Origin of the sequence: Bacillus sp. FJAT-27251, assembly GCF_001273925.1 — a bacterium.
Classification (GTDB): Bacteria; Bacillota; Bacilli; order Bacillales; family Cytobacillaceae; genus Mesobacillus_B.
Window position 1 is genome coordinate 2,308,948 of sequence record NZ_LIGG01000001.1, and the last position, 12,316, is coordinate 2,321,263.

Consider the following 12,316-nt stretch of genomic DNA (forward strand, 5'->3'; position numbering starts at 1 on the left):
ATACCGTTGAAAGCGCATACATCCTATTATTATATCAAAAATAAATAAAAAGGAGAGGATAAAATGGCCCTATCAAGGTTCTTGTTCCCTTTTTTCGACAAAATGTTGAAAGTCTATTTATTTATAAATAAAAAAATGATATATTAATTTCGATTAGTAGGAATGTAATACATCAGAAGTCTGATGTCTGGAAAGAAAAGGTTGGAGGAATTGTCCATGTCAATCAAATCAGATAATCGTCACCTTTACTTGCAAGTGATTGATCGGCTCAAGCAGGATATCCAGGATGGAGTTTATAAAGAAAGAGAAAAACTGCCTTCTGAATTCGATCTTGCCAAGCAGCTGGGTGTAAGCAGGGCAACCCTGAGGGAAGCATTGCGGATACTCGAAGAAGAGAACGTAATCATTCGCCGGCATGGGGTTGGGACTTTTGTGAATTCAAAACCGCTGTTTACATCGGGCATTGAGCAGCTGAACAGTGTGACGAACATGATTGAACAGGCTGGAATGAAACCTGGGACCGTCTTTCTTGATTCAACAGTTACTGGGCCGACAGAGGAAGATGTGCGCCGTTTCAGGTGTTCACAGGATGAGGAAATGATTGTGATTGAGCGTGTGCGCACGGCCAATGGGGAGCCGGTCGTCTATTGTGTCGACAAAATCCCATTCAATATTTTGCCCGACTTGATATCCTATGAAAAGGAATCAATCTTTAGAATGCTTGAAGAAGGGTCGGCGCGCAAAATTGCGTACGCGGTTGCACAAATCGAACCAATTGGCTATCATGATAAGATTTCGCCTATCCTCGAATGTGAGCCGGAAACTGCACTGCTTGTCCTGAAGCAGATGCATTTTGATGAAATGGATGTGCCAATCCTATATTCTGTCAATTACTTCAAAGCCGATAAGTTCAGCTTTCATGTCCTGAGGAAAAGGATTTAATTTTTTTCCGAGTGTGAAAGCGTTACCCTGTTGATTTCTTCCATTTCTACTAAATCGAACAAAATCCTTAGGGGGTACAAACCTTGAAAAAACGTAAATCTGGTTTAGTCTTGTCATTGCTTTTGGCAGCAAGCACCATCCTGGCTGCATGCGGCGGAAATGGTGACGAAGGTACTAATGGCGAAGGTGAAKGAAGCAAAGCCGACCTGAGAGTAGGTATGGTTACCGATGCCGGTACAATCGATGACAAATCCTTTAACCAAGGTACATGGGAAGGGATTAAAAAGGCTGAAGACGAGCTTGGCGTGACTACTAAATACCTTAAACCTGCTGGTACAACAGAAGCTGAGTATTTAAAGGAAATTGGAAACTTATACGATGCAGATTATAAGTTCATTGTTGCTCCAGGCTTTAAATTTGAAACAGCTATCTTTCAAGCCCAGGACCGATATGAAGATGCCAAATTTGTCATTCTTGACGGAAACCCGCATTCCGGAGACTTTAAGCCAGTTGTAAAAGATAATACAGTTGCCGTGTTCTTTGCAGAGCATGAATCTGGTTTCCTTGCTGGTGTAGCTGCTGCCCTTGAAATGAAGGAAGGCGAAGCAGGCTTTATCGGCGGTATGGAAATCCCTGCTGTACAAAAGTTCAACTGGGGCTTCCAGCAAGGCCTTAAGTATGCCAATGAAAACCTCGATACAAACGTTTCAATCAAGGCTGAAAACGTAATCTACCAAGGATCTTTCGACAATACGGCTGCCGGCGGACAAATCGCTGCGCAAATGTATGACCGCGGCGTTAAAGTCATCTTTACGGCAGCTGGCGGTGTAGGTGTGGGAGCGATCAACGAAGCAAAAACCCGTGCGAAGGGCGGGGAAGAAGTGTGGATCGTCGGTGTTGACGTTGACCAGTATGAGGATGGAATCTATGAAGGCGATAAATCTGTTATCCTGACTTCTGCCATGAAGAAGCTTGACCAAGTTGCATTTGACATGATTCAGCAAGAGCTTGATGGAAAATTCCCGGGCGGCGAAACATTGACTTTCGATGCGAAAAACGATGGAATCGGTTTGCCTGAAGAAAATCCTAACCTAAGCGAAGATACTGTCAGCAAGGTGAAGGAAGTATACGAAAAAATTAAATCGGATGAAATCAAAGTATCCGGCGAACAAGGCGACCTGTTGAAGTAACCAGTGCATATAAGAGACGGTTTTCTATCCGTCTCTTTTTCTATCAATCAATGGAATAGAAGCACAGGAAAACCAGTTTTCTTACTGCAATCTTCTCGTCATTCGATCGTGATAAGGGACTCCCTATGCATGAAGGGAATATTGAGTCTATATAAAAGGTGAGTGCTGCTATGAGTTATGTTGTTGAGATGCTGAATATCCGAAAAGAATTTCCGGGTATCGTAGCGAATGATAATATTTCCCTGTCGTTGAGAAAGGGGGAAATCCACGCACTTTTGGGAGAGAACGGAGCAGGAAAATCCACCTTGATGGGCGTTTTGTTTGGAATGTATCAGCCTGAAAAAGGTGTGATCAAGGTTGATGGAAAAGAAGTCCGCATCACAAATCCAAACGTTGCCAACCGGCTTGGGATTGGCATGGTTCACCAGCATTTTAAGCTTGTAGACAATTTTACGGTTACAGAAAATATAATTTTGGGCAGTGAGCCTGTAAAGGGCATGGTGCTGGATATTGATTCAGCGGCGAAAAAGATTGCGGAATTATCGAAGCACTACGGCTTGAACGTAGATCCGCACGCAAAGATTGAGGATATCTCCGTCGGTATGCAGCAAAGAGTTGAAATTATGAAAATGCTTTACCGCGAAGCAGAGGTCCTGATTTTCGATGAACCGACTGCTGTATTGACACCAGTTGAAATCAAGGAATTAATGAAAATTATGAAAAACCTGATCAAAGAAGGAAAATCGATTATTATTATCACTCATAAGCTAAAGGAAATCAAAGCTGTTGCAGACCGTTGTACAGTTATACGCCGAGGCAAGTCCATCGGGACCGTGAATGTTGCCGAGGCCAGTGAAGCAAGCCTAGCTGAAATGATGGTTGGCCGCCACGTTTCTTTTAAAGTGGATAAGAAAGAAAGTACACCAAGTGATGTTGTACTTAAAATAGATGGAGTTTCTGTTAAAAATAACCGTAAAGTACTGGGCGTAAAAGATGTCTCGCTTGAAGTGAGAAAAGGGGAAATCCTGGGCATCGCCGGAGTTGACGGGAACGGCCAATCGGAGCTCGTCGAAGCCATTACAGGACTGCGGAAGGTAGAGGCCGGAAAGATTTTTCTGAAAGGGGAAGAGATTACCAATCTTCCAATCAAGAACCGCATCCAAAAGGGATTGGGACATATCCCGGAAGATCGCCAGAAGCGCGGGCTTGTTCTTGATTATACGATGGAGTCGAATATGGTATTGGAAGTTTATAATAAACAGCCATTCTCCCAATATGGGTTGCTGAATATGCCGGCAATCCGGAAGTACGCAAAAAACATCCTGCAAAACTTTGATGTCCGTTCCGGGGAAGGAGCCGCTTCCATTGCCAGGACCCTGTCAGGCGGAAACCAGCAGAAGGCCATTATCGGCAGGGAACTGGAGCTGGATCCTGATTTGCTGATTGCCGTCCAGCCAACCCGGGGATTGGATGTGGGGTCAATTGAGTACATTCATAGAAGATTAATAGAGCACCGTGATAAAGGCAAAGCCGTCCTTCTCGTATCACTGGAACTGGATGAGGTACTGCAACTATCAGACCGGATTGCCATCGTGAACAATGGGGAGCTTGTTGGTGAAGTGAAGGCCTCCGAAACAAACGAAAATGAAGTAGGACTTATGATGGCAGGCGTAGGCAAGGAGAGAAACGTATGAGGAATACCATCGTATCAATAATCGCCATTATACTGGGACTTATAGCGGGCGGAATTCTGATGCTTTTTATCGGAAGCAATCCTGTTGAGGGCTATTCTTACCTTTTCCAAGGGTCCCTTAAAAATATCGAGCGAATCGGGAATACATTGGCAACAGCCACTCCATTGGTTTTTACCGGCCTTTCCGTAGCCTTTGCATTCCGTACTGGACTGTTTAATATCGGAGCTTCCGGCCAAATGCTGATCGGCGGCCTTCTTGCCACGGCAATTGGTTTGACTTATGATTTTTCAAGGCCGGTGCTGCTGCTCGTAATGGTTCTGGCAGGCCTCATTGGCGGTGCCCTATGGGCCTTTATTCCCGGATTGCTTAAAGCCAGGTTCAATGTTCACGAGGTAGTATCCACCATCATGATGAACTGGATTGCCTACTGGACGGTTTATTATGTGGTTCCGGGCTACTTCAAGGGGGATTTCCTTGAAACCGAATCAAGGAAGCTTCCGGAATCGGCCACTTTAAGAACTCCATTCCTGTCGGACATGTTTGATGGTTCCTATATCAATCTTGGTTTGTTCCTGGCTGTCATCGCAACTATCATTATTGCCTTTATCATCAATAAGACAACGCTCGGATATGAATTAAAAGCAGTTGGATTCAACAGGTTTGCAGCCGAGTACGCAGGGATGAGGGTCAATCGGAATATTATTCTTTCCATGCTTATTTCGGGAGGTCTTGCCGGAATCGGCGGGGTTGCTTTGTATACAGGAAATGCATCCAGCATCCAGATCGGGATCCTGCCAACCCAGGGGTACGATGGAATTGCCGTTGCCCTGCTTGGTGCGAACACGCCGATAGGAGTATTCTTTGCCGCCATCCTTTTCGGAATCCTTTACTCCGGTACAGGCTTCATGAATGCGATGACTGAAATTCCACCTGAACTGGCCAATACCATCATTGCAATCATCATATATTTCGCTGCTACAAGCATCCTGATCGAGCGCTTTCTGCGCAAGTTCTGGAAGCCAGCTTCAAAAGGGCAGGATGTAGTTGTCCCTAATGTCAAGAAGGGGGAATCCAAAGATGTGGACAATCATTGAGCAGATATTTCCTTATGCGATCATATTTACCATTCCTCTTCTGATTACAGCGTTAGGCGGCCTGTTTAGTGAGCGAAGCGGTATTGTCAATATTGGACTCGAAGGGCTGATGGTCATTGGCGCTTTCTCGGGCGCCCTGACAATTTATTATCTCCAGGGAGTATGGTCCAATCACACCATGGTATTGTGGGCAGGACTGATTATGGCTGCATTGGCAGGACTTTTGTTCTCGGTTCTGCATGCTTTTGCCAGCATCAACTTAAGCGCCAACCAGATCATCAGCGGAACAGCGATCAACCTGATTGCCACAGCCTTGACGGTCTTCCTTGCGCGAAATATTACAGGGAGCGGAAACATTCGGATCACGAGCGGATTTTCGCCGTCCGATATTCCGGTTTTATCCTCCATTCCCATTATCGGAGATCTATTCTTTACAAAGACGTATCCAACCACCTGGTTTATTTTACTCGTCCTGATTATCAGCGCTTTTGTGTTGTATAAAACAAAATTTGGATTGCGATTAAGGTCCTGCGGGGAATATCCCCAAGCTGCAGAAGCTGCCGGGGTAAATGTTAGAAGAATCCGCTACAGCGGCGTTTTGATTTCGGGTGCTTTTTCCGGTTTGGGCGGAGCACTGATCATTGTGACCTATGCTGGTGAATTTACCGGTACGGTTTCGGGACTAGGATTCCTGGCGCTTGCATCCTTGATTTTTGGACAATGGAGACCTTTGGGGATTCTTGCAGCAACCTTCTTTTTTGGATTTGCCAGCACCATCGCCAACGTTTCCCAGGTTATCCCTGAACTGGCTGTCTTCCCGCCAATTCTGTTGAAAACCTTCCCGTATATTGTCACGCTTATTGCATTGGTTGTGTTTTCGAAATCATCGCAGGCACCTAAAGCAGCCGGTGAAACATTTGATTCAGGAAAAAGATAATGTAAACCGAATCAGCCTGGGCTTTGGCCCAGGCTATTTTCTTATACCCCAAATCCTGTGTTTGAACCCCCTTTTTAAAAAAACTATCCTATATGGTGGAATGCTCAAAATTCCACGAAAAATTAGATATTTTGTTAAAATTATCGTTTACATTTATGATAAAATAAAAATGGCTAAATATAACAGTTGGATATGAGGTCATAAATTATGAAGCTATCCTTGTATATGGACGATTTTGAGACGGAGAGAATTTTTTCTTATCTGAGATGGGTTTTTGCCGTTGCCGCTGTTCTAATGTTTTACTTTCCGCCTTTATCAGAGCGTCTCGCCTTCAGCCATGCCACCTTTCCTTATTTGCTGGCAATGTCGATTGGTTATATGGCGATTGCCCAAATGGCTCTTTATCGTCTCTCCGAGGAAAAGGCCTACTTTCCAGTCATCGCTAAAACCGGGATTTTGTTCGACTTTGTGGCCTTTATTTGGCTGCTTGTCCTATCGGGTGGGGTAGCGAGCCCTCTCTTTCCGATTGCCTTCCTAATCATCATGCATGCGACCATCTACTGGCGTACCAAAGGGGCAATCCTCTCCTCTCTCGCAATCAGCGCCGGATATTGTGCCGTTTTGTGGTTCGAGCCAGTGCATCCTTTTGATCTTCTGTTCCATTTTTTCGTAAACCTTTGTTTTATCTGGATTGTCGGCCTGCTTGGTTCCATGATTGTCATCCGGGAGCGGAAGCACATTAGACAAAAAGAATTTCTTCATGAGCAAATGATTACCGATTACTTAACAGGCCTCTATAACCATCGTTTCTTCCAGGAGCAGCTGAGGATACATGCTGCAGGGAATAAGCCGTTCATCCTGGTTATTGGGGACATCGATTATTTTAAGTGCGTGAATGATCTCTATGGACATATGATGGGAGATGAAGTGCTGAAAGGGATTGGCGGTTTGTTCAGGGAGCTGGCTGGCAACTACGGTGGGCAGGCCTTTCGCTACGGCGGTGAAGAATTCACTTTTCTGCTGCCGGACCTTGGGGAAGAAGGCCTGAAGGATTTTTTTCAAAAACTCTATGACCGGCTTGACCAGCCGGATGGACCGTCGGGAAGCCTCAAAGTTACAATGAGCTTCGGGGCAGCATATAAGCGGCCTTATGACTCGGCTGACCAGCTTTTGTACAGTGCCGACCAGCTTTTATACACTGCGAAGAGCCAGGGCAAAAATCGGGCCTTGTTTGATAATGGTTCATTTTATATCAACCGGAGTGAAATCGCTTTAAGGGAGATGGCAGCAGCCAGGGTGTAGCACAAAAATCACGTACTATTTTGACACTTAATTCCCTTATAGGAGAGGCCTATTCCCAAATAAAAAAATTCCCTCACAGGGAGTTTTTATTTTTAACCCTTATTATTTGTAAAGTACTGAAACTGGAAGGTATAGTGAGAATAGGATTTTTTGCCAAAGGCAAAGATAAAAATATAACATTTCATTGTCATACATAAGATGAACAAAAGAATGGATTCTGTGCTGGTGCCTAAAGCCGGCCAGATGTACCTCCCGTAAGGAGGATGACGGCCTTGATCGAAGGCATGGTAAAAAGGAGGACGCTCATGGGAGTGATTTCGGAAGCAGTAAAAGAAATGAATGGCTACAAGCTTCATATTGTCAAAAGCGATAAATTCAAGACCAACACCATTGTATGGAAGATGAAAGCGCCGCTGAACAAGGAAGGGGTGACAAAGCGTGCGCTGATGCCGCATGTCCTGCAAAGCAGTACAGCCGCCTATCCTACAACTGAAAAGCTGCGTTCTTATCTTGATGATTTGTATGGTGCCAATTTATTTGTCGATGTTGCCAAAAAAGGGGAATACCAGATTCTGTCCTTTTCCATTGAAATTGCCAATGAGAAGTTCCTCAGTGACCCGACTCCGTTGCTTGCCAAGGGACTGGAGCTTCTGGCTGATATCCTTCTAAACCCGCTGGCTAAAAATGGGTCATTTGACAGCGAGACAGTGGAAAACGAAAAGCGGACGCTGAAACAAAGGATTCACTCTGTCTATGATGATAAAATGCGCTACTCCAGCCACCGCCTGGTCCAGGAGATGTGTGCCGGGGAGCCTTATGCTCTTCACGTCAACGGTGAACTTGATGACGTAGACAACATCACCGCCAAGGATTTATACAGCTACTACCAGCAGGCGTTTGCCGAGGATGAACTGGATTTATATGTGATAGGGGATGTTGCTGAAGCAGAAGTGGAAGCAGCCGCGGCGTCGCTTTTTGACTTTGCTCCAAGGACTCCGCTTGAGGCCAACTTGCTGTCAGGTATCCGGAATGAAGAAAAAGTGGTGAAAGAGCAGCAGGACATCAAGCAGGGAAAGCTGAACATCGGGTTCAGGACGAATGTAAAATATGGCGACAAAGACTATTATGCCCTTCAGGTTTTCAACGGCATCTATGGCGGCTTTTCCCATTCCAAGCTTTTTCACCATGTCCGGGAACAAAACAGCCTGGCCTATTATGTGGCGAGCCGGCTTGAAAGCCATAAAGGGCTAATGATGGTCATGTCAGGCATTGAATTTGAAAATTTCGAACTTGCTGTCGACATTATTAAGGAACAAATGGAAGCGATGAAATCGGGAGACTTCAGCGAAGAAGAAATTCAGCAGACTAAAGCGGTGATTGAAAATCAAATGCTCGAAACCCTTGATACCGCGAGKGGAATTGTGGAGGTCATCTACCATAACGTGGTCTCAAAGACCCATGTGCCGCTCGATCAATGGATGCAAAGCATGCAGCAGGCCACAAAAGAAGACATTATCGCCGTTGCCAACAAGGTCAACCTCGATACCATTTACTTTTTAACCGGAATGGAGGCGGGGAAATAATGGAGAAAATTGCTTTTGAACAGCTGCAGGAAGAACTTTATTATGAAAAATTGGGGAATGGCCTTGATGTCTATATCCTTCCGAAAAAAGGCTTTAACAAGACATATGCAACTTTTACGACAAAGTATGGTTCGATTGATAACCATTTCAAGCCCTTTGGGAAAGAAGAGTATGTGAAGGTCCCGGATGGAATTGCCCACTTCCTCGAGCACAAGCTTTTTGAAAAGGAAGACGGCGACGTTTTCCAGCAATTCAGCCGGCAGGGTGCGTCCGCCAATGCCTTCACATCGTTCACCCGGACTGCCTACTTATTCTCAAGCACGTCCCAGGTGGAGCAGAACCTTGAGACGCTGATGGATTTTGTCCAGGAGCCTTATTTTACCGAAAAGACGGTCGAGAAGGAAAAGGGCATCATTGGGCAGGAAATTACCATGTATGACGACAATCCGGACTGGCGCCTCTATTTCGGCGCCATCGAAAACATGTACAAAGAGCATCCGGTCCGCATCGATATTGCAGGGACGATCGAGTCGATTTCGCATATCACAAAAGACATGCTGTATGAATGTTATGAAACGTTCTACCACCCAAGCAATATGCTGCTGTTTGTTGTCGGGCCAGTTGATCCCAATGAGGTCATGAAGCAGATTAAAGAAAACCAAAGTAAAAAGGAATATACGGATAAACCCGAAATCCAGCGCCGTTTTGAGTTGGAAATCGAGGAAGTGGCACAAAAGAAGCAGGTATTGGAAATGAATGTCCAGACTTCAAAATGTCTCGTTGGAATCAAGGCACCCCCTGGGGAGATGACGGGCAAGGAGATGCTGAAATGGGAGCTCTCCATAAATCTTATGCTGGATATTTTGTTCGGCAAAAGTTCCCGTCATTACTCGGAGCTATATAGCGAGGGCCTGGTTGATGATTCCTTCTCCTATGATTACACCCAGGAGCAGGGTTTTGGCTTCGCCATGGTCGGAGGCGATACGCCTGATGCCGGGAAGCTTGCCGAGAAGCTGACAGGCATGCTGCTTGATGCCAAAGCAGGCACCAATTTCACCGAAGAAAACCTTGGCAGGGCAACAAAGAAGAAAATCGGGAATTTCCTGAGGGCCATCAATTCGCCTGAATATATTGCCAACCAGTTTACCCGCTATGCCTTTAATGAAATGGACTTGTTCGATGTTGTCCCGATGCTTGAAAGCATAAAATTGGACGACATCAGGCAGGCTGCCTCCAGCTTTATCGATGAAAAGAGGTTTACGGTCTGCCAGGTAGTCCCTAAAAAATAAGTATGAAGGCGCCGGTTCAAAAGCCGGCGTTTTTTTAATGAAACAGGGGAGAGAAGATGAAAAAATTTGTACTCATAACCGGTGCGAGCGGAGCGATTGGCCAGGCCATTGCCTTCAGGCTGGCGGAGGAGGGATATTCGCTTTACTTGCATTACAACTCCAATTATCATGGGGCTCGAAGCTTGATCCAGCGGCTAGAGGGGTTTGGCGGGGAGTATATCCCTGTGCAGGCGGACCTGTCAGACCGCGGAGGCTACAAAATGCTCGCTTCGCAAATCTATAGCCTGGATGCAATTATCCATAATGCAGGGAATGCACTATATGGCTTGCTGCAGGACCTAGAAGAAACCGATGTGGAGAGGCTGCTGCAGGTGCATGTGACATCGCCTATGCTGCTGACAAAAGAGCTGCTGCCTAAAATGCTGTCAAAAAAAAGCGGCAGCATCATAGTCATTTCTTCAATTTGGGGACAGACAGGCGCAGCCTATGAGGTGGCCTATTCAACAGCGAAGGGAGCGCAGCTGGCCTTCGTCAAGGCGTTAAGCAAAGAGCTTGCCCCCTCTGGAATCAGGGTGAATGCCATTGCCCCAGGTGCAATCGAAACCCCGATGCTGTCGGATTTTTCTCCGGATGAGCTTGCCGTACTGAAAGAAGCGATTCCGCTGTCACGCCTCGGCCTGCCCGAGGATATTGCCAATGGAACCCTGTTTTTGCTTTCCGGGCAGGCTGGGTACATAACCGGCCAGACCCTTTCCATCAATGGCGGCTGGCATGTTTAGGATTACTTTCTGCCAAAAGCATTTTTTACGATTTTGTGGCTGTGTATATTTTCCCCCCAGCTAAAGCACACTATTTTTGAACACTTTAAAAGGAGGTTCAAACTATGTCTGTTTTGGATAACTGGGGACAATGGAAAGAATTTTTGGGCAGCCGTCTTGACCAGGCGCAAAACCAGGGAATGAGCAATGGCGTCATCTCCGATATTGCGTACCAGGTTGGGGATTATCTGGCTCAAAATGTGGACCCGAAGAACGAGCAGGAAAAGGTTCTTGCTGATCTTTGGTCTGTGGCCAGTCCCGAAGAGCAGCATGCAATTGCCAATATGATGGTCAAGCTAGTCCAAAATAATGGCTGAGTAAAACCCAATAGAAGGAGAGGGGCTGAGTGCCTCTCTTTTTTTAGGTTTTTTAGGCAACAAGCCGCCTTACTGCCTTCTCGACATGCCTGTCGGAGCTGAACAAGGCTCCTTCGCTTTTCTTGTCCAGCTGCGGCGCCTAGCTCCTCGGGTCATAAGCCACCCCTGAAATGAAGGCAGAGAACGCCTTCTATTCAGGTGCGTCTTATGCCTGTCGGAGCTGAACAAGGCGCCTTCGCTTTTCTGTTCCTTTTTCTTTCATCTTCCAATAAAATCATATATTATAGAAACAAAGAATACGGCTGGAAGCCGGGGACAAGCCTGGCTGGACAAAAACGGGATGGAGGGTTTTGATGGAGAAGAAAGAGTGGTATTTAGAGTATGAAATTCAGATTAACCGTCCTGGCTTGCTGGGCGACATCTCTTCGCTCCTCGGGATGCTTGCCATCAACATCGTTACCATCAATGGAATTGACGAAGGACGCCGGGGTTTATTGATCCTTGCGAAAAATGATGAACAAATCGTCAGGCTGGAGTCAATCCTAAATACAATGGATACCATAAAGGTAATTAAACTGCGCGAACCAAAACTTCGCGATCGAATGGCGGTCCGCCATGGCCGTTATATCCAAAGAGATGCGGATGATAAAAAAACTTTCCGCTTTGTACGGGATGAGCTTGGACTCCTGGTCGATTTTATGGCAGAATTGTTTAAGCAGGAAGGACACAAGCTGATTGGCATCAGAGGCATGCCCAGGGTGGGCAAAACAGAGTCTGTGGTGGCTGCCAGTGTCTGTGCCAACAAACGGTGGCTGTTCGTTTCCTCCACCCTGCTCAAGCAGACAATCCGCAACCAGCTGATTGATGATGAGTATCATACAGACAACCTTTATATCATCGATGGAATCGTTTCGACGCGCCGGGCCAATGAGCGCCATTGGCAGCTTGTCAGGGAAATCATGCGCATGCCATCCGTCAAGGTGGTGGAGCATCCCGATATATTTGTGCAGAATACGGAATATACAATCAATGATTTTGATTATATTATCGAGCTCCGACACGAACAGGGCGAGGAAATAGTGTACGATATGGTCCAGCAAAACCATATGTTTACGGATTCGGATTTCGGAGGGTTCGATTTTTAATTGTA

General features: G+C 46.0%; 11 protein-coding genes. All 11 read left to right on the plus strand.

What is annotated here, in order from left to right:
• Positions 1-216: 216 nt before the first annotated feature.
• The gene (locus ADU22_RS10910) at positions 217-942 is read left to right on the plus strand and encodes a GntR family transcriptional regulator (RefSeq protein WP_053362178.1); all 726 of its coding nucleotides are present in this window, start codon (positions 217-219) and stop codon (positions 940-942) included.
• Between the two features lie 83 nt (positions 943-1,025).
• The gene (locus ADU22_RS10915; protein ID WP_053362179.1) at positions 1,026-2,132 is read left to right on the plus strand and encodes a BMP family lipoprotein; all 1,107 of its coding nucleotides are present in this window, start codon (positions 1,026-1,028) and stop codon (positions 2,130-2,132) included.
• A 170-nt stretch (positions 2,133-2,302) separates the two neighbouring features.
• The gene (locus tag ADU22_RS10920) at positions 2,303-3,826 is read left to right on the plus strand and encodes an ABC transporter ATP-binding protein (RefSeq protein ID WP_053362180.1); all 1,524 of its coding nucleotides are present in this window, start codon (positions 2,303-2,305) and stop codon (positions 3,824-3,826) included.
• On the plus strand, positions 3,823-4,920 hold the full coding sequence (locus tag ADU22_RS10925) for an ABC transporter permease (RefSeq protein WP_053362181.1): 1,098 nt from the start codon (positions 3,823-3,825) through the stop codon (positions 4,918-4,920). Before ADU22_RS10920 ends, ADU22_RS10925 begins: the two co-directional genes overlap by 4 nt.
• Positions 4,904-5,857, plus strand: a complete 954-nt coding sequence (locus ADU22_RS10930) for an ABC transporter permease (protein ID WP_046522112.1) — start codon at positions 4,904-4,906, stop codon at positions 5,855-5,857. The genes ADU22_RS10925 and ADU22_RS10930 overlap by 17 nt, the downstream gene beginning before the upstream one ends.
• A gap of 207 nt (positions 5,858-6,064) precedes the next feature.
• A complete protein-coding gene (locus tag ADU22_RS10940) occupies positions 6,065-7,159 on the plus strand; it encodes a GGDEF domain-containing protein (RefSeq protein ID WP_053362183.1) in 1,095 nt (364 codons plus the stop codon).
• A 305-nt stretch (positions 7,160-7,464) separates the two neighbouring features.
• The gene (yfmF, locus tag ADU22_RS10945) at positions 7,465-8,742 is read left to right on the plus strand and encodes an EF-P 5-aminopentanol modification-associated protein YfmF (RefSeq protein WP_053364528.1); all 1,278 of its coding nucleotides are present in this window, start codon (positions 7,465-7,467) and stop codon (positions 8,740-8,742) included.
• Positions 8,739-10,031 carry an EF-P 5-aminopentanol modification-associated protein YfmH gene (gene yfmH, locus ADU22_RS10950; RefSeq protein WP_197280130.1) on the plus strand — a complete coding sequence of 431 codons (1,293 nt, stop codon included), beginning with the start codon at positions 8,739-8,741 and terminating at the stop codon, positions 10,029-10,031. Before yfmF ends, yfmH begins: the two co-directional genes overlap by 4 nt.
• Positions 10,032-10,087: 56 nt before the next feature.
• Positions 10,088-10,810, plus strand: coding sequence for an elongation factor P 5-aminopentanone reductase (ymfI, locus tag ADU22_RS10955; RefSeq protein WP_053362185.1), 723 nt, complete (start codon positions 10,088-10,090; stop codon positions 10,808-10,810).
• Positions 10,811-10,914: 104 nt separating this feature from the next.
• On the plus strand, positions 10,915-11,166 hold the full coding sequence (locus tag ADU22_RS10960) for a DUF3243 domain-containing protein (RefSeq protein WP_053362186.1): 252 nt from the start codon (positions 10,915-10,917) through the stop codon (positions 11,164-11,166).
• 353 nt (positions 11,167-11,519) lie between these two features.
• On the plus strand, positions 11,520-12,311 hold the full coding sequence (locus ADU22_RS10965; protein ID WP_046522108.1) for a DUF3388 domain-containing protein: 792 nt from the start codon (positions 11,520-11,522) through the stop codon (positions 12,309-12,311).
• Positions 12,312-12,316: the final 5 nt, after the last annotated feature.

What these genes read in the sequence shown, in the direction of transcription:
- ADU22_RS10965 (WP_046522108.1), top strand. Translation starts at nt 11,520, where the DNA reads ATGGAGAAGAAAGAGTGGTATTTAGAGTATGAAATTCAGATTAACCGT.
- ADU22_RS10960 (WP_053362186.1), top strand. Translation starts at nt 10,915, where the DNA reads ATGTCTGTTTTGGATAACTGGGGACAATGGAAAGAATTTTTGGGCAGC.
- ADU22_RS10920 (WP_053362180.1), top strand. Translation starts at nt 2,303, where the DNA reads ATGAGTTATGTTGTTGAGATGCTGAATATCCGAAAAGAATTTCCGGGT.
- ADU22_RS10930 (WP_046522112.1), top strand. Translation starts at nt 4,904, where the DNA reads ATGTGGACAATCATTGAGCAGATATTTCCTTATGCGATCATATTTACC.
- ADU22_RS10925 (WP_053362181.1), top strand. Translation starts at nt 3,823, where the DNA reads ATGAGGAATACCATCGTATCAATAATCGCCATTATACTGGGACTTATA.
- ADU22_RS10910 (WP_053362178.1), top strand. Translation starts at nt 217, where the DNA reads ATGTCAATCAAATCAGATAATCGTCACCTTTACTTGCAAGTGATTGAT.
- ymfI (WP_053362185.1), top strand. Translation starts at nt 10,088, where the DNA reads ATGAAAAAATTTGTACTCATAACCGGTGCGAGCGGAGCGATTGGCCAG.
- ADU22_RS10940 (WP_053362183.1), top strand. Translation starts at nt 6,065, where the DNA reads ATGAAGCTATCCTTGTATATGGACGATTTTGAGACGGAGAGAATTTTT.